Raw genomic sequence first — 17,981 nt, 5'->3', positions numbered from 1 at the left:
CCTTGTTGCTACAAATAAAGCTTCGTTAAAAATAAATACAGTCAGTTTCCAGAGTCAGTTAACACTCATTCAATCTCTAAAAAGAGAGGGTTAATTAATTCGGTAATAAAAAGGAGTTAATCCGGTTGCGACTCCATTTTTTGATGTCATTCCCGTGTCGATAATGTCAATGACGGATTAAACCGGGTTGGATGAGCTCCAGAACGCCTGATGTCGCCGCCAGCCATTGACCATTTTCGGAATGTACAAACACATCTGCATTAAATCCATTCGATGTTTCATCGAGTAATCCCATAGCCATGGTATAACCGTTTGAAAATCTCAAAACGACATAGGTGTTTGATGATATATTTGAACCCACATCCCAATAAAAAGTGTCGCCTGAAGTAAAGCTGTATCCCATGCCATCTGAATCCAAAGAAACATGTTGTTGCTGAAACTTCGAATGCTCAATATCTTCACTGGGACTGTACATAGGCATACGCCACTCCGCCTGCATCTGCTGCCCTGATATGCTGATAGTTTGACTGTTAAGTGGACTCCCCCAGGCATAGTCTTGGGTCTCAATCTCTACCGGTGAAAAATCCATTAACTCACCGCCAAGAATAACGGGTTGAATGTCATAGACCTTTTGCTTTACCCGTAAGAATAAATTCCTTGACGCCCCCATGCTTAATTTGGTTAAGCGTTCGGCCAGCAGGGTGAGTTTAACGTCAAGACTTAATACACCATGGGCTCTCAATATAATTAATTGGTCTTCGGTCAGGCTCAAATCAGGGTGATCTATCTTTAATCTTAAAGCAGGTGTCTCATCCAATATTGACTGTGTTTGGACTGAACCGGACAATATGGCCCAGTTAGCCTTAAATGCAAAATTTTCATCCGCTATCTGAGCCTGAGATTGCGGGTGGAATAAATAGTATCGGGTGTATTTATCAGCCGGCGAATTAAGCCCACTCGTTGTCAATCGTAACCCGCTGAGTAACTCATTGGCGTTCAGGTTAATTTTACCCCAACCCTGTGCTGGCAATACCTTTTCCAGGTGAGTTAATAACTCAGGTACTGCAGCCTGCAGATCATCGCTGTATCGCCTGAAGCTCTCTGTATTTACTACCGCCCCAAATACCGAGAATTGGCCGGGTGGTAACCCAACAACGTCTTGCTCGGCGTAGGCAGCGATAGACACTGCAGCGAGTACCGCCTCAACCGGGGTCAGCATCAGTTCAGCAGTCTTAAGTGCCAATCGACTTTTAGGAACAATCCCGCCATTAACCCTAGTGGCAAGAGCCAAAATTGCGGTACTGTAGGCCGTGAGATTAACCGGCGCTGTTGTATCCAGACTGCCCAGTGACGGTATCGAAGTCCAAAGCTCCATTCCCGTCTTTTGTGTGGAAATAGCCCGGATTAGCGCTAAATCATTTACCGCGTCATCATCTATTTTGAGGCGCAGAGTATAATTTCCATTTTCATCAGCCTGTGTCCTGAACGTCTGATCATCGACTGCGGCGATAATCTCTGCGCCAACCATTTTTTTTGCGGCAAGAACCCCTCCCACTGACACTTCCTGCCACAAAGGTTCTATTCGATAGCTGTGCTCTACTCTTTTGATATCCCCGTCCTCATCCATAACTGTGATGGAGAAGGACGCAAATTCGACCTTGCTTACAGCGGGGACCTGGACAGAAAGCTCAGAGGTGTTGGTAGACGCGTACTGCAAGGCAGGACCGGATATCTGGTTCCACTCTATAGAGGCAATCTCTCCATCCACATCCTGTGCGTCGATCTTAAGCAAGGCGCTTGATTTTTCAGTTAGCAATACATCAACAGCACTGACTATTGGCGACCGATTGGCCTTGAGAAAAATATGTATGCTGTCCGTCGCTGCATTGCCATTGGCATCGGTAATGGTGAGCGCAATTTCAGCCACCGCATCTTCATCAAGTGCAGGTGCTGTCACCTGTATATGCTTTTGATTGAGATTACTGATGTAAACCTCGGGTCCGGAGATTTGCCGCCAAAGGTAGCTATAGCCCGGTTGCTCATTGTTCACTCGTGGCTTCAGTGCCGTGGTTTGGCCTTCCTTGAGCTGGATATCAGTTCCAATGTCAAAACTGATGCCATGATTGGTGTTTTCGCGATTTTCTCCGCCACCGCAACCAGCGACGACAAGCATGGTGCAAATCAAGAGCACCGGTGCCGCCTGAATCACTTTTCTCATTTTCTCACTCCGATCAGCAACCACACAAAATCAACGGGGTAAATTTGTTACTCCAACCGCTCCAACGGTGTCACCGGATTGGAACAAAAAGCAGGCTAAAGCTTGCCACTGTGGCAATGTCAATCAGAAATTTGCAGCCGCATATTCTCTCCATGACAAGGAGTGTGCTGACAGTGAGACAGCATGGGCTGAATGTATTATGTGACTGAATTTGTTATGGTTTAATCTTGGTGGAGGGGTGCTGATGTGGGTTGGCAGCGGCACATAGATGAAGCTGAATGTCAAAAGACAAGATTTCGGTGGGCCGCAGGCGTAAACGTAACAGCGGAATATCCCGGTTTGCCATGGGGCAAAATACGCACACCTAAAATCAATGCGGCCATCAAACTCTCGGGCATTTGCGCAAGGCCGGATGGGCGCTCTTGGGTTTTCCGTTTGACCTTGGCACGCTGCTATCACGTGCAGATATCGCGTACAGATAATGAATGTAGGTATTGAGCTTAACCGAGTGGCTGGGCCTGATGCGCTCATGGTCTTGTCGGTCGCCTGAACACACACACGCTATGTCATGCATATATGAACAAAGCACAGCGGTTGCTGTGCTTTGTTACTGAAAGGGCTGGGCATTGTTACCGGATAAATGGCGTAACCATTACAACGGACATCCCCTGCCCATCGCGCTTCTTACATCATTCAATGTCGCGCTTCTGATCACTGTTATCCCTGTGGCGGCCTGCCACATTGTGCCTATTCGATTTTCTGCTTTTGTCCGTCCACTCAATTCCAACTCTTGAAGGGTCCGGGAAACACCAACTGCTGCGCCACGTGCGCCAGTTCATTCTGCACCAAGCCACCAAGACTATAGCGGCACACACCAGAATGCCGGCACCGATAGCCTTTTCAAACCAATGGGCAATTAAGGCCACTGCGGCGGAGGCAATAAATGCCATCCCCAGTTGAATAAAGTTTTGCCAACCTGCCGCCTTGGTGGCATTGCTGGAAAATGGCGCCAGGGCATCTGTGACCAATAAGGGATAAACCGCACCATTGACAGCGGCAAGTACTGCAAACACCCAGAGTACGGCCTCAATACCCGCTCCCAATTGTGTCAGAAGAAAGAGCACAACAGATAAAGAGACGAAGCCGGTAATGAGCATGTTCTTTATGACCTGGGGACTGTGGGAGTTCAGCGCCTTTTTACAGGCGAAACCGCCCAGCATGAAAGAGAGTGTTTGAGGAATAAAGCTAAGCCCAATTTCTGCGGCAGCATAGCCGTGATGCTGCATAACCGCAGGCCACAGGGTCAGATAACAAAAAAACGCGGCACTACAGGCACCAAATATGGCCACGTTGTTTTGAAACACGTTGTTTTTAAGAATATCGCCAACCTTAATGGGCCTGGCTTTTTCCTTGATACCCGATTCTTTCGCCAGCGCTGGCGTCACTGCCGCCAGCAACATGCCCACGATGGCGAGGATAATAAAAATAGCGCGCCATCCATACTGCTCACTAATCCAGGCGCCCATGAGGGGGGCCAATGCCGGCGAGAGTGCAACGAGGGGCATAATCGAAGAAAACACCTTCCTCGCCTCGCCTTCATCAAACCTTTCCATCACCAAAGCCTGCCAGATCACCGCAGCACTGCAGGCACCAAAGGCCTGTACCACCCTGAGCACAAAAAATACGCTGATGTCTTCGGTGAAACCGAGCAAAATACTGCTTAATGCAAATACACCAAGGCCCATCATCAGGGTATTTTTTTTGCCAAATTTGTCACACAGGCTGCCGTAAGCCAGTTGCCCCATGGCGAGCCCACCCAAAAAACAGGTCAGGGTCATGGCAACCAGACTGGCGGATGTACCTAAACTAGCTTCAATCTGATTGAATGCAGGAAGGTACATGTCGGTTGCCAGAAAACCGAGCATACTGAGCAGTGCGAGATAGGGGAAAAATACTAAACTTCTGCGCTTAGTCAAAGAATTGGAAATCAAACGTACCTCCACATATTGGATTTATCTTAGCGCCGAGGAGTCTAATAACTTGTGTTACAGCTGTGAAACGGTTAATTTTGCATACTGCAAACAAAAAATTTCATGGCAAAGCGCCCTTCTAACATCAGGACATTCACCATGCTGTCGGAACAATCGCTGGAATTGGTCGATATAGTCGCTCAGGTTGGCAGTTTTACCGCTGCCGCGGCAAAGCTGCACAAGGTACCCTCTGCAGTGAGCTATGCCATTAAGCAAATCGAGGATGAATTGGGCGTAGTGCTGTTTAACCGTCACCACCGCAGCGTCAGCCTGACCGTGGCCGGTGAGCATTTTGTCCGCGAAGCCCGTGCCATGTTGTCGCAACTGGATGAGCTTAAACGCGGAACACAGCGGATTGCCAACGGCTGGCAGCCGACCCTGTCCATTGCCCTGGATAACATAGTCCGCGCTGACAAGATTAGCGTGTTAATTGCTGATTTTTATAGGCATTTCCAGGATGTTGAGTTAATTATCCGTATTGAGGTATTTAACGGCGTTTGGGAAGCCCTTGCCACTGGACGCAGCCATATTGCCATTGGCGCGACAACGGCAATTCCCGTTGGCGGTGTGTTCCAATACCGGGATATGGGGGTTATTGATTGGGCATTTTTGGTGTCTAAAAACCATTCGCTTGCAGCCATAGAGACGCCCCTGACCGATGATATGCTGAGGCCTTTCCCCTCAATCTGCCTTGAAGACACCTCCAGGGAAATTCCCAAACGCACGACCTGGCTTTTGGATAACCAGCGCCGCCTGGTAGTGCCTGATTGGATCCGCGCCATTAACTGTTTTACCAACGGTTTGGGGATAGGCTATATGCCAAGACACCTGGCAGCCCCCTTTATCCAGGCCGGATTGTTGATGGAAAAAACCCTTGAACAGCCAAAGGCGCCCAGCCCCTGTTGCCTTGCCTGGAACGGTGACTCCCCCTCCCCGGCCCTTAACTGGGTACTCGATTACCTTGGCGACAGTGAAAAACTGCACCGCGAATGGTTGGCATAACTGTGGTTTCCAGTGGGAATTCAGTTATGATAGGCAAGATAGTCACATATTAAGGAGACATTGAAATGTCACAGGAAATTCTGGTTTCCAAGCAGTCGACACTGGAAGTCAACAAGCTCATTAAGAACACCTATATGCTGCTCTCCATGACGCTGGCATTTTCAGCGCTCTGTGCCTGGATTGCCACGGCGATGGGCATTTCTCCGTTGATGTCATTGGGTTTTGCCATTGGCGGATTTATTCTGCTGTTTGTTACCTTGCGTAAAGCCGACACCGCCGCCGGTCTCTTTTGGGTATTCGCCTTTACGGGGATGGAAGGTGCGTCACTGGGGTTTATCCTGAATCACTATGCTGGCATGGCCAACGGCCCTGAGCTGATTATGCAGGCATTTGGCCTGACTTCAGCCATCTTTATCGGCTTGTCCATGTATGCCCTCACCACCAAAAAAGACTTCTCTTTCATGGGCGGCTTTTTGTTCGCCGGTTTGATTGTGATTGTAATTGGTGGCCTGATTAATCTGTTTGTTGGCAACAGCACTGCGTACATGTTGCTGTCCTGGGCCACCGCTCTGGTGTTCACCGGTCTTATCCTGTTTGATACCAGCCGAATCGTAAACGGCGGCGAGACCAACTATATCCGCGCCACCGTGTCCCTGTATCTGGACTTCCTCAACCTGTTCCTCGCCATTTTGCGTATTCTGGGCATGAACAACGACGATTAAACATTCCTGAGGGATTTAAGGTAAAATGGCCCACTTCCAGGGCCATTTTTTTATTATGAGTACATTCATTCTTCAAGTATCAGGTAAAGCCTATGGCAGCGCGGCGCCAGTGCATGCGCTCAGGTTTGCCAAGGCCGCCATAGACGAAGGACACCACATTCTCCGGGTATTTTTTTACCAGGATGGTGTACTTAATGCATCCAGCTTAGGCTCGCCTGCATCGGACGAGTTCAATATATATAAGGCGTGGCAGGAACTGGCCAAACGCCATAAGGTTGAACTGGTTAACTGTGTTTCAGCGGCCTTAAGGCGCGGTATGGTGTCCAAAGAAGAAGCCGAAACCCAAGGGCTCAGCCATTGGAATGTGGATGACCACTTCCACAACGGCGGCCTGGGAGAGTTGGTCAGCGGCATTGCCAAAGCCGACCGGCTGGTGTGTTTTTAAGGAGCGTCAGTGAAAAAACTCTGTGTTGTGTTTTCAACATCGCCCCATGGCAATGCTGCCGGCCGCGAAGCGCTGGATTTTGCCATGTTGGCGGCAAGTTATGATTTGGAAACCAGCTTGCTCTTTACCGATGAAGGCGTGCTTCACCTGATGGCCAATCAAGTTCCAGAATCCATTGGTTGTCGCGACTATATCGCCACCTTTGGCGCGCTGGAGTTTTATGATATCGAAAGCCTGTATGTTTGTGAGGAAAGCCTGAAGGAATTCGGTATCGACTCAGACGCCCTGCCCCTGGATGTTAAGGTGCTTACAAGCGAGGCTATCCGTGCCCATTTCGGCGCGGTCGATGAGGTGGTGGTGTACTGATGATTTTGCATCATATTCAAAGCTCAACCGCGCAAAGCGCCGGTCTTAGACTCGCCCTTCGTTATGCCAGTGATCTGGACGCACTGATAATCAGTGGTGATGCCACAGGCTCTGTGCTTCAGGCCAGTTGGCAGACTAAACTGGCCGGCAAATCTGTGTATTTTTTGGATGAAGATGTCCATGCCCGAGGGCTGACAGACCTGGTTGCAACCCGTTACCCCGATGCACAATTGGTGGATTACAGCGGCTGGGTACAGCTCTCTTTAATGTTCGACAAGGTGATCACGTGGTAGATTCGATTGAATTTAACGGTCAGCAGATTGAAGTTGATAAAAATGGGTATTTGCTGTCGGTTGACGACTGGACCCCAGAGCTTGCGCTGCTGCTCGCCGAATCTGAGTCCATCGTCATGACAGAAGCCCACTGGGAAGTGGTCAACTTTGTGCGTGACTTTTATTTGGAGTATAAAACCAGCCCGGCCATCCGCGCGCTGGTCAAAGCCATGGGGCAAAAGTTTGGCCCAGACAAGGGCAATTCCAAATACCTGTATACCCTGTTTCCGATAGGCCCGGCTAAACAGGCCACCAAGATTGCCGGCCTGCCGAAGCCTGCCAAGTGCATCTAACCGAATGCGACCAGGTCACAAAACAAAAAGCCCCGCAGTTGCGGGGCTTTTTACTGTTAGACGTTTATTGTCAGACGTTGTCTAACACAATCAAGAAGGCCTTCCCCAAGGTAGCGAACATGATACCGACAAATACCGCTATCACTGCCACGTATGAAAGCCAACGTAAGTAGCGTTGACCGTTATCCATATACCCTTGAAAAATAGTGTCTTGTTATTAACCGAGTTGCTCAATACCACCCATGTATGGGCGCAGTGCTTCAGGCACGGTAACAGTGCCATCGGCATTCTGATAGTTTTCCAGAATCGCCACCAGAGTACGGCCAACTGCCAGACCTGAGCCGTTCAGGGTGTGAACCAGTGCCGGCTTGTTGTCTTCCTTGTTGCGATAGCGCGCCTGCATGCGGCGGGCCTGGAAGTCCTTCACGTTGGAGCAGGAAGAGATCTCACGGTACGTGTTTTGTGCTGGCAGCCATACTTCGATGTCGTAGGTTTTGGCAGCACCAAAGCCCATGTCGCCGGTACACAGCACCACTGTGCGGTGCGGCAGCCCCAGTTTCTGCAGGACTTTTTCGGCATGACCAACCATCTCTTCCAGCGCGTCCATAGACTGCTCTGGTTTGACGATTTGTACCATTTCAACCTTGTCGAACTGGTGCTGACGGATAAGACCACGGGTATCTTTACCGTATGAACCAGCTTCAGAGCGGAAACACGCGGTATGGGCGGTTATCTTGATGGGCAGGTCGGCCTCATCGAGGATGGTGTCACGCACCAGGTTGGTCACCGGCACTTCGGCGGTTGGGATCAAGCTTAATGCCTGACCTTCCTCGGTAGCGGGCTTGAGGTTAAACAAGTCCTCACTGAACTTGGGCAGCTGACCGGTACCGAGCAGGCTGTCGGTGTTCACCAGCAAAGGCACGTAGGCTTCGGTATAACCGTGCTCTGTGGTGTGCAGGTCGAGCATAAACTGCGCCAATGCACGGTGCATGCGGGCGATTTGACCCTTCATCACGATAAAACGTGAGCCGGTGATTTTAACCGCACTCTTGAAATCAAGCCCACCGAGGGTTTCACCAAGATCAACGTGATCTTTAACCGGGAAATCGAAGCTGCGTGGCTCGCCCCAGCGGCGGATTTCCACATTTTCGCTTTCGTCCTTGCCAACAGGTACTGACTCATCCGGCAGATTGGGAACAGACATGGCAATGGCGTTGATTTCTTCGAGCAATGCTGCCAGTTCTACCTTCTTGGCTTCGAGCTCGGCGCCAAGATTGCCCACCTGAGCCATGATGGGCGCAACGTCTTCACCACGGGACTTTGCCTGACCGATGGACTTGGAGATGGCGTTGCGACTGGCCTGCAGCTCTTCAGTGGCTACCTGCAGCGACTTGCGCTTTTCTTCCAGCGCTTTGAGATGGTCGATGTCCAGCGCAAAACCGCGGGCGGCCAGACGCTCTTTAGTGAATTCCAGTTCATTACGGAGATATTTGGTATCTAACATACTTGTTGTCTTATAAGTTAAACGCGGGAATAAATCAGCTGCTGCCCAAGATACACCACGGTCAGGCAAAGTATCAGGTTCAGAAGCACATTCAGGCTCGCCTTCACAAGTTCACCCTGCTGCAACAGTAGCAGGGTTTCATTTGAGAAGGTGGAAAACGTCGTTAAGGCGCCCAGAAGGCCAACACCAATCAGGGCCTTCCACTCAGGTCCAATGTGGCTGAGTTCCGCCAGGGCGTATATGCATCCCATTAAAAAGGATCCCGCCACGTTGACGATGAGTGTACCAAAAGGAAATCCGCTGCCAAAGAGTTGCAACGCAAGAATCGAGACGGAATAGCGCAAAACTGCACCTATAGCACCGCCAGCGGCAATATATAACACGTTATTCATAACGTTTTCGCCCACTTTGTTGGTTCAGCGCCTCAAGATGAGCGAGTTTGTCTTTGATGCGTTTTTCAAATCCCCGCTCAGTGGGATGGTAAAAACGGCTGTGCTGCAGGGCTTCAGGGAAGTAACTATCGCCTGCGGCAAACGCCCCTTCTTCATCATGGGCATAACGGTAGCCTTCGCCGACGCCAAGCTCGTTCATCAGTTTGGTGGGTGCGTTACGCAGATGATTGGGTACAGGTGCGTTCCCCGTTTCCCGGGCAAGCACCCGGGCAGCCTTGAAGGCCGTGTACACAGCGTTGCTCTTTGGCGCACTGGCAAGGTAAATCACCGCCTGGGCGATGGCCCGCTCGCCCTCTGCGGGGCCTACCCGATGGAAACAATCCCAGGCATTCAGCGCTACTGTCATCGCATTGGGGTCGGCATTGCCAATATCTTCCGATGCGATGGCAAGGAGGCGCCTTGCGACATACAAGGGGTCACCGCCACCTTCAAGAATGCGGCAAAACCAATAAAGCGCTGCATCAGGTGCCGAGCCACGAATGGACTTATGCACTGCACTGATGAGGTCGTAATACTGATCGCCGTTTTTATCGTAACCGGCGGCCTGATGGCCGGCGACTTCTGAAAGCAGCTCAAGGGAGTACTCGCCGCCATCTGGCAGCAAGTCAGACATGAGCTCCAATAAATTGAGCGCCTTGCGGGCATCACCATCGCAAAGCCTTGCGATGGCGGACTTAAGCTCTGTCTTCAGTACAAGACAACGTTTACCAAGCCCCCTCGCCTCATCGCTGTTTGCCTGTTCAAGGATTTGCCCAATTGCATCGTCTTCGAGGCGTTTAATGAGATACACGCGGCAGCGCGACAGTAGCGCGTTATTGACTTCAAAAGAGGGGTTTTCTGTGGTGGCACCGATAAAAATCACAGTGCCGTCTTCGATAAACGGCAGAAAAGCGTCTTGCTGGCTCTTGTTAAAGCGGTGCACTTCATCCACAAACAACAAGGTGCGTTGGCCACGTGACTGGGCCACGTTTTTCGCCTGCTCAATGGCAGCCCTGATTTCCTTTACCCCGGACGTGACCGCAGAGATACGCTCAACATGGGCATTGGCGTAGCGGGCCACGAGTTCGGCCAGTGTGGTTTTGCCAGTACCCGGTGGCCCCCAAAGCAGCATCGAGTGTACCTTGCCGGCAAGTAGTGCCTGTCGCAGCGGCTTACCTTCACCCAATAGATGTGACTGGCCTATGTACTCCTCAACACTGGCCGGACGCATACGGGCAGCCAGCGGGTTAAAGTCGGGGCTGAAATCAAAACTCAAGGACACAGCACATCCTTTTACTGACGACGCTGATCGTCAATGCTGACGCCATCGGGGATCTGAAACTGAAATAAGCGCTCGTCGGCTTCAGTCACTGTGGCCTGTTCAGAGAGTGCAAAGTGGCTGGTGCTGCCCTGGGCATCGGTGAGACGAATATCTGAAAGGGTGTTATTCGTAAAACACACAGATACGGTATTCACTGCACTTTCTACGCCCTGGCGAGGAGTGATATCAAAGCAATCACCTTTTTTATCAATCTGATACTCGCTCCAGCGCTTTTCGTCTCTATGGACTAAAAGAGCCATGGGTGAAGCCTTAAGAATATCCTCCATATCCAGGATACTGACTTCTTCGGCGAAGGGGTTATACACCCACACATTGTTGTCTTTGGCCACTATCAGGGATTCATCGGGCGCTGTGAGGTGCCAGTAAAATGCATCGGGTTGATGCATGGCAATCACGCCGCTGCCTTCCTGGATAAGTTTGCCGTTCTGATCTGTTACTTTCTGGCTGAAGTTGGCCTTGATGCCCTGCATCACATCCAATTTGGATACCAGTTCGTTGGCATCATCTGCGAAGACCGCAAAAGGCAGCAAGGCAGAAAAGAGCACTGCAATCGACTTTTTCAAATACTAACCTCATAACTATTCATAAAATTCAGAGCCGCATAATTCAGATTCGAACACACCGAGCCGGGTAATGCAGTCGCTGAGTTAATTTCTCGGAGGCGGCGGCGCCAACACTTCACGGTTACCGTTGTGTCCCTGGGCGCTGACAACGCCCGCCAGTTCCATCTGTTCGATAATACGGGCAGCCCGGTTGTAGCCAATCTTAAACTTGCGCTGCACGCTTGAGATGGAACCGCGACGGGATTCAGTAACGAACGCCACGGCTTCATCGTAAAGCGGGTCGTAATCTTCATCCCCTTCCTCAGAGGCTTCGCCGGGCAGCAGCACCTGTTCGCCATCACTGGAGCCGTGCAGGATCTCCTCGATATATTGTGGCTTGCCGCGGGCATGCCAATCGGCGACCACCCTGTGTACTTCGTGGTCGTCAATAAAGGCGCCATGCACCCGTACAGGCACACCGGTTCCGGGTGGCAGATAAAGCATGTCACCCATCCCGAGCAGTGTCTCTGCACCTTGCTGGTCCAAAATAGTACGGGAGTCGATACGGGATGAAACCTGAAACGCCATACGCGTGGGGATGTTGGCTTTAATCAGGCCAGTTATCACATCCACGGATGGGCGCTGGGTCGCCAAAATCAGGTGAATACCCGCGGCACGGGCTTTTTGTGCAATACGTGCGATAAGCTCTTCAACTTTTTTACCGACAATCATCATCATGTCGGCAAACTCATCGACCACCACAACGATGGACGGCAATTTATCCAGCTCAGGGGCTTGTTCATCAAAGCTCTCGCTGGACTTCCACAGCGGGTCCAAAATAGGCTCTCCGCACGCTTTGGCGTCGGCAATCTTGGCGTTATAGCCTTTGAGATTACGGACACCCAGCGCAGACATCAGCTTATAACGACGCTCCATTTCCCCCACACACCAGCGCAGTGCGTTGGAGGCTTCTTTCATGTCGGTGACAACTTCACACAACAGATGCGGTATCCCCTCGTACACCGAAAGTTCCAACATCTTGGGGTCAATCATGATAAAGCGCACATCATCGGGGCCTGATTTGTACAGCAGGCTGGTGATCATCACGTTCACACCGACTGACTTACCCGAGCCCGTAGTACCTGCTACCAAAAGGTGGGGCATTTTTGCCAAATCCACGACAACAGGCTCGCCGGCGATGTCCTGACCGAGCACCATGGCAAGGTTGCTGGGGTTATTTTTGAATTTGTCACAGTCCAGCACATCGCGCATGTACACAGTTTCGCGGAACTTGTTTGGCAGTTCGAGCCCCACATAGGCTTTACCCGGAATCACTTCCACTACCCTCACCCTCTCTGCGAGCAAGGAACGGGCAAGGTCGCTGGCGAGGTTGGTAATTTTCGAGGCTTTCACGCCGGGCGCCAGCTCCAGCTCAAAACGGGTAACTACCGGACCTGGATAAACACCCACCACATTGGCAGTGATATTAAAGTCGGCCAGCTTGGTCTCAACCAGACGCGCCACCTGATCCAGCTCTTCTTCACTGATGGGGTTTTCTTTACGGTTTGGTACGTTCAGCAGGTCAATACTCGGCAGCGGCGCCATGGGCTTGGCTGGGGTGTTGTCCTGCCCGGGCAACACCACTATGCCATCGACAATTTTGGCGCCTTCCACTTTTTTGGGTTGCGGCTTGGGTGCCCTGGCAAGGGCGCCGTCAGACACAGATTCATCAAAGCCAATATCTTCCCAAGGGGGAAGCTCGTCAGATTGATGTTCATCTTCGTTAATATCGAATGCATCAGCTGACGCGGTCTTGGCCGAAAAGGCCATATTCCTTTTTGAGGTCACCAGGTGAGAGTCATCTGCCGCGATGGCTCCATGGCCAGATGCGACGTCGGAAAATGCAGGCTCTACTCTGGCAAACCTGGATTTCTGTTCGTTGGCAGCGGCAGGCTCTGAGTAATCTTCATCATCATTTGCGCTAAACGTCTTGAGGCCTTCATGTTCTTCCGGAGCATCAACAGCCGTTAACACAGTATCTTCGTCTGACTCAGTTTTGCTGCGGCTAAAAAATGAAAAGAGTTTGCGTCTTTCTTTATGAGCTGTTTCAGCATTTTCTGCTACGTACTGGGCTGTTTGATTTCCCAGTGAAGCGGTATTGTTTGCATCAGTGAGATCGTCTTCATTAACGCCCGCAAGCAGTGGTTCCTTCTGCTTGCGTTTAAAGCCTGCAGCAATGGACATAAAACCCTGGGTATCTTCGGTATCACGTGATTTAGCCAGCCTTGACGGCAATTGGTAAATACCCTGTATAGCGCCGATGGTGGCTCTGCCGGTGAGTTCTACCAAGGCTATCAAGCTGATGCCGGTGAGTAAGGTAAAACCGGTGGCGATGCTGCACAGCAGTAATAGGGTCGTTCCCAGGGAATTGAAATAGGGCAGCATGGCATTGGCTATCACGTCACCGGTAACCCCGCCGGCAGAAAACTCATAAATGTCATTGCCATTCATGCTGGCGAGCGTAGACACGCCAAATACGATAAGAATGAAGCCCAGTAATCGCATCGATACCGAGAAATAGTCAATTTCCAGCAGTCGGTGGGATTGTTTGAACAGCAGCCATCCGGTTCCGGCAATCACAAAGGGGGTAAGAAAGGCACTGTAACCAAAGAAATACAGCAGCACATCGGCAACCCAAGCACCAACGGCCCCACCGAGATTCTGAATATGTCCCTGATAGTTACTCTGGCTCCAACCCGGGTCTGAGGCACTGAAACTGGTCAGCGCCAGCAACACATAGATGGCCAGCATGGAACAAATGATAAGGCCACCTTCGAGCAGCCGTTGCAGTCCGCTTAGCGAATGAACGCGATTTCCCTGAGACAAACGAAAGGATCCATAGCAACATTAAAAACAGGTGAAATTAAGATACCAGAATCCTGTTGAAAGTGGAGCTAAATTGGGGGTTTTATGGGCAGTCGCATCCAATTGTGAGCAAAAATTCATGCTACCCATGCAACAGACAACAAAAAAGGGAGCGAGGCTCCCTTTTTATATCGCTGACAGAGACTTAGTTACTTGTCAGAGAGGTTGTTTACCGCGACCTTATTGGTCTGCTTAACTTCTTCCATCACAACGTAGGTACGGGTGTCGGACACGGAAGGCAATTTCAGCAGGGTTTCGCCAAGGAGTTTGCGGTAGGCTGACATGTCAGACACGCGGGTCTTGAGCAGATAGTCAAAATCACCGGAAACCAGGTGACATTCCTGAATATCGTCCAGCAACTGCACGGCACGGTTGAAGCGATCAAACACCTCTGGGGTGTCCCTGTTCAGGGTAATCTCAACAAAAACCAGCAGCGATGCACCCAGATAATGTGGGTTTACCAAGGCAGTATAGCCATTGATATACCCTTGCTTTTCTAAGCGCTTAACCCTTTCCAAACAAGGAGTTGGACTCAGCCCTACCCGTTTGGACAGCTCAACATTTGAAATTCTTCCATCAATTTGCAGTTCATTAAGGATATTGCGATCGATGCGATCCAGGTCTTTAACCGGATTCTTTTTATTATATGCCATATATTTGACCTTGTTTTATTACTAAAACAACATTTAATTTTACGTATGTCGAAAGTTCAGCAGCATAAACTGCAGAGGCAATACTATACTAGATATCCCTGAAATAATCACGTTCAGGTCACGACAAAATAACAAATTTGCCTGCGAAAAGCGGGTATTTATGCAATTGAGGCTCGAAGATGATAATTGGTGTACCAAAGGAAATCAAAAACCATGAATATCGCGTTGGTATGGTGCCCTCCAGCGTGCGTGAACTGACCCTGCGTGGCCATCAGGTATTCGTAGAAGCGACTGCCGGTGGTGGTATTGGCTTTACAGATCAAGACTATATCGATGCTGGTGCGACCATACTGGGCACAGCAGAAGAAGTCTTTGCCAAAGCCGATATGATTGTGAAAGTGAAAGAGCCTCAGGCCGTTGAACGCGCCATGCTGCGTCACGACCAAATCCTCTTCACCTACCTGCACCTGGCTCCGGATTTGCCTCAAACCGAAGAGCTGGTGAGCTCTGGTGCTGTATGTATTGCTTATGAAACTGTGACTGACGACCGCGGTGGTCTGCCACTGCTGGCCCCTATGTCAGAAGTTGCCGGTCGCATGTCTATTCAGGCCGGTGCCATGGCGCTTGAGAAATCAGCCGGTGGTCGCGGTATGCTGCTTGGCGGCGTGCCAGGCGTTGAACCAGCCAAAGTGGTTATCATCGGTGGCGGTATGGTAGGTACCAACGCTGCGCAGATGGCTGTAGGTATGGGTGCCGACGTCGTAGTTCTGGATCGCTCTATCGATGCCCTGCGTCGCTTAAACGTGCAGTTCGGCTCTTCTGTTAAAGCCGTATACTCCACTGCCGATGCCATTGAGCGTCACGTGCTGGAAGCTGACCTCGTTATCGGCGGCGTGCTGATCCCCGGTGCTGCTGCGCCCAAGCTGGTGACTGCCGACATGATCAAGCGCATGAAAGCTGGTGCGGCCATCGTTGACGTAGCCATCGACCAGGGCGGTTGTGTTGAAACTTCTCACGCGACCACTCACCAGGATCCAACCTACATTGTTGATGACGTGGTTCACTACTGCGTAGCCAACATGCCAGGTGCCGTTGCCCGCACTTCTACCTTTGCACTGAATAACGCTACCCTGCCCTACATCATCAAGCTGGCAGACAAGGGTTATAAGGCTGCGTTGCTCGGTGATAAGCACCTGCTGAACGGTCTTAACGTGATGCACGGCAAGATCACTTGCAAAGAAGTGGCCGAAGCACACAACCTGTCTTACGTTCCAGCCTCTGAACTGCTGTAATTAGCGCAGACAAGGGGTTATCAAGGGGAGCTTAGCTCCCCTTTTTCTTTTCTAAGGCAAGGCAGTGGAAACCCTGATAGACAAGATAGATTAGGATCATCTAAGTCTTCACGCTTTACGCCCTTTACCCCTACACGTAAATTCCCTACAATCCCAGCAATTTGCAAAGGCACGGAGAATAAAATGAGCCAAGCCAAACACAGCCAGCTGCTGATCCTCGGATCGGGCCCAGCAGGCTACACTGCCGCGGTCTATGCTGCACGTGCAAACCTGAATCCTGTCATGATCACCGGTCTTCAGCAGGGTGGCCAGCTGACCACCACCACCGAAGTCGAGAACTGGCCGGGTGATGCCGAAGGTTTGACCGGTCCAGGCCTGATGGCGCGCATGCAGGAACATGCCGAAAAGTTCAATACCGAAATCATCTTCGACCATATCAACGAAGTGACCCTCACTGAGCGTCCGTTCCGTTTGAAAGGCGATAATGGCGAGTACACCTGTGATGCGCTGATCATCGCCACAGGCGCATCGGCCAAGTACCTGGGTCTGCCTTCTGAAGATGCCTTTAAAGGCCGCGGCGTATCAGCTTGCGCGACCTGCGATGGTTTCTTCTATCGCAATCAGAAAGTCGCCGTGATTGGTGGTGGTAACACTGCCGTTGAAGAAGCCCTTTATCTGTCCAACATCGCTTCTGAAGTTCACCTCATTCACCGTCGTGACAGCTTCCGCTCTGAGAAAATTCTCATTGACCGTCTGATGGACAAGGTTGCCAATGGCAATATCATCCTGCATTTGGACAAAACGTTGGATGAAGTCGTTGGCGACAATATGGGTGTGACCGGAGTTAAGCTTAAATCCACCAAAGATGACTCAACTGAGGCGTTTGATGTGGCAGGCGTATTCGTGGCCATCGGTCACAGCCCGAACACTGGCATCTTCGAAGGTCAGCTCGAGATGAACAACGGTTACATCAAGGTGCAGAGCGGTCTTAACGGCAACGCCACCCAAACCAGCATCGAAGGCGTGTTCGCTGCCGGTGATGTGATGGATCAGCACTATCGTCAGGCCATTACCTCAGCAGGTACCGGTTGTATGGCGGCACTGGATGCAGAGCGGTACCTGGACGCCAAGCACTAATCTTCTGCAGTGCAGTTCAGAAAAAAGCCGGCTTAGTGCCGGCTTTTTATTGCGGGTGTTTTTAACGCCATCACTCATGAATGATACCAACAAAAAAAGGGACCCTAAGGTCCCCTTCTATTTGCTCAGAACAATTACTTGGTCAGAGCTTCTTTTGCTTTTTCAACGAGAGTTGCAAATACAACTTTGTCGAATACAGCGATGTCGGCCAGGATCTTACGATCGATCTCGATAGAAGCCTTCTTCAGACCGTTGATGAAACGGCTGTAAGACAGACCATTCTGACGAGAAGCGGCGTTGATACGTGCAATCCACAGTTGACGGAATTGACGTTTCTTCTGACGACGGTCACGGTAAGCATACTGACCGGCTTTGATCACAGCCTGTACCGCTACGCGGTAAGTACGTGAACGGGCACCGTAGTAGCCTTTGGCGAGTTTCAGAATCTTCTTGTGACGGGCACGAGCGGTTACACCACGCTTAACTCTTGGCATTGTTCAATCTCCTCAATTAAGCGTATGGCAGTTGACGCGCGATTGCTGGAACGTCGACCTTGGCAACCAGACATTTAGCGCGCAGATGACGCTTACGCTTGGTGCTCTTCTTGGTCAGGATGTGACGCAGGTGGGCTTGCTTGCGCTTGAAACCATTGGCGGTTTTCTTAAAACGCTTCGCAACGCCACGGTCAGTTTTCATTTTTGGCATTACTTCTAACTCCGCATTGGGGGTTTATTAAAAAACGTAAGG

Annotated in this window: 18 protein-coding genes; 8 read left to right on the top strand and 10 right to left on the bottom strand. The window is 50.8% G+C overall.

The features are described 5' to 3' along the window. Positions 1–166 precede the first annotated feature (166 nt). Together JQC75_RS08910 and punC are read right to left on the bottom strand one after the other, a co-directional pair. Entirely contained in the window at positions 167–2,218 is a 2,052-nt protein-coding gene (locus tag JQC75_RS08910) for a PKD domain-containing protein (protein WP_203327022.1), read from the bottom strand. Between the two features lie 689 nt (positions 2,219–2,907). Then, positions 2,908–4,119, bottom strand: a complete 1,212-nt coding sequence (punC, locus tag JQC75_RS08905) for a purine nucleoside transporter PunC (protein ID WP_275403211.1) — start codon at positions 4,117–4,119, stop codon at positions 2,908–2,910. A 228-nt stretch (positions 4,120–4,347) separates the two neighbouring features. Here punC and punR point away from each other — a divergent pair, with 228 nt between their 5' ends. From punR to JQC75_RS08875, 6 genes are all read left to right on the top strand, one after another. Next, positions 4,348–5,250, top strand: a complete 903-nt coding sequence (punR, locus tag JQC75_RS08900) for a DNA-binding transcriptional activator PunR (RefSeq protein WP_203327021.1) — start codon at positions 4,348–4,350, stop codon at positions 5,248–5,250. A gap of 65 nt (positions 5,251–5,315) precedes the next feature. After that, positions 5,316–5,972: a Bax inhibitor-1/YccA family protein gene (locus JQC75_RS08895; RefSeq protein ID WP_011759895.1), complete on the top strand. Its 657-nt coding sequence runs from the start codon at positions 5,316–5,318 to the stop codon at positions 5,970–5,972. 55 nt (positions 5,973–6,027) lie between these two features. Next, positions 6,028–6,417, top strand: coding sequence for a sulfurtransferase complex subunit TusD (tusD, locus tag JQC75_RS08890; protein WP_203327020.1), 390 nt, complete (start codon positions 6,028–6,030; stop codon positions 6,415–6,417). Between the two features lie 9 nt (positions 6,418–6,426). Continuing rightward, positions 6,427–6,783 carry a sulfurtransferase complex subunit TusC gene (gene tusC, locus JQC75_RS08885; protein WP_203327019.1) on the top strand — a complete coding sequence of 119 codons (357 nt, stop codon included), beginning with the start codon at positions 6,427–6,429 and terminating at the stop codon, positions 6,781–6,783. After that, positions 6,783–7,076 (top strand): sulfurtransferase complex subunit TusB, encoded by a 294-nt coding sequence (gene tusB / locus JQC75_RS08880; RefSeq protein WP_203327018.1) that lies wholly within the window; start codon positions 6,783–6,785, stop codon positions 7,074–7,076. The genes tusC and tusB overlap by 1 nt, the downstream gene beginning before the upstream one ends. Further along, the gene (locus tag JQC75_RS08875) at positions 7,070–7,408 is read left to right on the top strand and encodes a TusE/DsrC/DsvC family sulfur relay protein (RefSeq protein WP_203327017.1); all 339 of its coding nucleotides are present in this window, start codon (positions 7,070–7,072) and stop codon (positions 7,406–7,408) included. Before tusB ends, JQC75_RS08875 begins: the two co-directional genes overlap by 7 nt. A 217-nt stretch (positions 7,409–7,625) precedes the next feature. Here the strand turns inward: JQC75_RS08875 and serS are convergent, their stop codons facing one another. From serS to lrp, 6 genes are all read right to left on the bottom strand, one after another. Beyond that, positions 7,626–8,912 (bottom strand): serine--tRNA ligase, encoded by a 1,287-nt coding sequence (gene serS, locus JQC75_RS08870; protein WP_203327016.1) that lies wholly within the window; start codon positions 8,910–8,912, stop codon positions 7,626–7,628. 17 nt (positions 8,913–8,929) lie between these two features. Then, positions 8,930–9,304 carry a fluoride efflux transporter CrcB gene (gene crcB, locus JQC75_RS08865; RefSeq protein ID WP_203327015.1) on the bottom strand — a complete coding sequence of 125 codons (375 nt, stop codon included), beginning with the start codon at positions 9,302–9,304 and terminating at the stop codon, positions 8,930–8,932. Next, complete coding sequence (locus JQC75_RS08860; protein WP_203327176.1) at positions 9,297–10,574, bottom strand: replication-associated recombination protein A; 1,278 nt, start codon at positions 10,572–10,574, stop codon at positions 9,297–9,299. Before JQC75_RS08860 ends, crcB begins: the two co-directional genes overlap by 8 nt. A gap of 62 nt (positions 10,575–10,636) precedes the next feature. After that, a complete protein-coding gene (gene lolA, locus JQC75_RS08855) occupies positions 10,637–11,248 on the bottom strand; it encodes an outer membrane lipoprotein periplasmic chaperone LolA (RefSeq protein ID WP_203327014.1) in 612 nt (203 codons plus the stop codon). An 84-nt stretch (positions 11,249–11,332) separates the two neighbouring features. After that, positions 11,333–14,113, bottom strand: coding sequence for a DNA translocase FtsK (locus JQC75_RS08850; RefSeq protein ID WP_203327013.1), 2,781 nt, complete (start codon positions 14,111–14,113; stop codon positions 11,333–11,335). A 188-nt stretch (positions 14,114–14,301) separates the two neighbouring features. Continuing rightward, positions 14,302–14,805: a leucine-responsive transcriptional regulator Lrp gene (gene lrp / locus JQC75_RS08845; RefSeq protein ID WP_203327012.1), complete on the bottom strand. Its 504-nt coding sequence runs from the start codon at positions 14,803–14,805 to the stop codon at positions 14,302–14,304. Between the two features lie 179 nt (positions 14,806–14,984). Here lrp and ald point away from each other — a divergent pair, with 179 nt between their 5' ends. Next, complete coding sequence (gene ald, locus JQC75_RS08840) at positions 14,985–16,097, top strand: alanine dehydrogenase (RefSeq protein ID WP_203327011.1); 1,113 nt, start codon at positions 14,985–14,987, stop codon at positions 16,095–16,097. Positions 16,098–16,280: 183 nt separating this feature from the next. Next, positions 16,281–17,234 (top strand): thioredoxin-disulfide reductase, encoded by a 954-nt coding sequence (gene trxB / locus JQC75_RS08835; protein WP_011759882.1) that lies wholly within the window; start codon positions 16,281–16,283, stop codon positions 17,232–17,234. 134 nt (positions 17,235–17,368) lie between these two features. Here trxB and rplT read toward each other — a convergent pair whose 3' ends face one another. Together rplT and rpmI are read right to left on the bottom strand one after the other, a co-directional pair. Further along, on the bottom strand, positions 17,369–17,728 hold the full coding sequence (rplT, locus tag JQC75_RS08830; protein WP_011759881.1) for a 50S ribosomal protein L20: 360 nt from the start codon (positions 17,726–17,728) through the stop codon (positions 17,369–17,371). A 16-nt stretch (positions 17,729–17,744) separates the two neighbouring features. Then, the gene (gene rpmI, locus JQC75_RS08825) at positions 17,745–17,939 is read right to left on the bottom strand and encodes a 50S ribosomal protein L35 (protein WP_011759880.1); all 195 of its coding nucleotides are present in this window, start codon (positions 17,937–17,939) and stop codon (positions 17,745–17,747) included. Between the last annotated feature and the right edge of the window lie 42 nt (positions 17,940–17,981).

Source organism: Shewanella litorisediminis, from assembly GCF_016834455.1.
Taxonomy (GTDB): domain Bacteria; phylum Pseudomonadota; class Gammaproteobacteria; order Enterobacterales; family Shewanellaceae; genus Shewanella; species Shewanella litorisediminis.
Note: the sequence above shows the minus strand (reverse complement) of the source record. Positions and strands in the feature narration are given on the sequence as shown.

Bases quoted from the DNA above. Each gene is read 5' to 3' on its own strand.
- JQC75_RS08910 (WP_203327022.1), bottom strand. From the start codon at position 2,218: ATGAGAAAAGTGATTCAGGCGGCACCGGTGCTCTTGATTTGCACCATG.
- punC (WP_275403211.1), bottom strand. From the start codon at position 4,119: ATGTACCTTCCTGCATTCAATCAGATTGAAGCTAGTTTAGGTACATCC.
- punR (WP_203327021.1), top strand. From the start codon at position 4,348: ATGCTGTCGGAACAATCGCTGGAATTGGTCGATATAGTCGCTCAGGTT.
- JQC75_RS08895 (WP_011759895.1), top strand. From the start codon at position 5,316: ATGTCACAGGAAATTCTGGTTTCCAAGCAGTCGACACTGGAAGTCAAC.
- tusD (WP_203327020.1), top strand. From the start codon at position 6,028: ATGAGTACATTCATTCTTCAAGTATCAGGTAAAGCCTATGGCAGCGCG.
- tusB (WP_203327018.1), top strand. From the start codon at position 6,783: ATGATTTTGCATCATATTCAAAGCTCAACCGCGCAAAGCGCCGGTCTT.
- serS (WP_203327016.1), bottom strand. From the start codon at position 8,912: ATGTTAGATACCAAATATCTCCGTAATGAACTGGAATTCACTAAAGAG.
- crcB (WP_203327015.1), bottom strand. From the start codon at position 9,304: ATGAATAACGTGTTATATATTGCCGCTGGCGGTGCTATAGGTGCAGTT.
- JQC75_RS08860 (WP_203327176.1), bottom strand. From the start codon at position 10,574: ATGCGTCCGGCCAGTGTTGAGGAGTACATAGGCCAGTCACATCTATTG.
- lrp (WP_203327012.1), bottom strand. From the start codon at position 14,805: ATGGCATATAATAAAAAGAATCCGGTTAAAGACCTGGATCGCATCGAT.
- ald (WP_203327011.1), top strand. From the start codon at position 14,985: ATGATAATTGGTGTACCAAAGGAAATCAAAAACCATGAATATCGCGTT.
- trxB (WP_011759882.1), top strand. From the start codon at position 16,281: ATGAGCCAAGCCAAACACAGCCAGCTGCTGATCCTCGGATCGGGCCCA.
- rplT (WP_011759881.1), bottom strand. From the start codon at position 17,728: ATGCCAAGAGTTAAGCGTGGTGTAACCGCTCGTGCCCGTCACAAGAAG.
- rpmI (WP_011759880.1), bottom strand. From the start codon at position 17,939: ATGCCAAAAATGAAAACTGACCGTGGCGTTGCGAAGCGTTTTAAGAAA.